We start from the raw sequence: 229 nt of genomic DNA, 5'->3' as shown, positions 1-229 counted from the left end.
ACTGCGCATCGCGCTGACTCAGGCCGGCGGGAACGATTTTCGGGTTACCTTGCAGGATGGCCATCTTGCCAATGTCATCCACGTCGCCCTTGCGCACATCGGGAAACTTTTCCATGACCTGGGCCTGCTGGGCCTTCGTCAGGAAGTTCTCGTAGATGACATATCCGCCGGTGAACCCGCCCTTGCGCATAAACCGCGATGACCACTGCTGCCCAGCCTTCGCCAAACC

Annotated in this window: 1 protein-coding gene; it reads right to left on the bottom strand. The window is 59.4% G+C overall.

Features of this window, described 5'->3' with window-relative positions; translation table 11 throughout:
* Positions 1-229: phage portal protein (locus KMS84_RS40835; RefSeq protein ID WP_256921701.1), on the bottom strand; the 229-nt coding region annotated here is incomplete at both ends.

The organism is Streptomyces hilarionis, assembly GCF_024539675.1.
Taxonomy (GTDB): domain Bacteria; phylum Actinomycetota; class Actinomycetes; order Streptomycetales; family Streptomycetaceae; genus Streptomyces; species Streptomyces hilarionis.
This window is presented reverse-complemented; position numbering and strand designations above follow the sequence as displayed.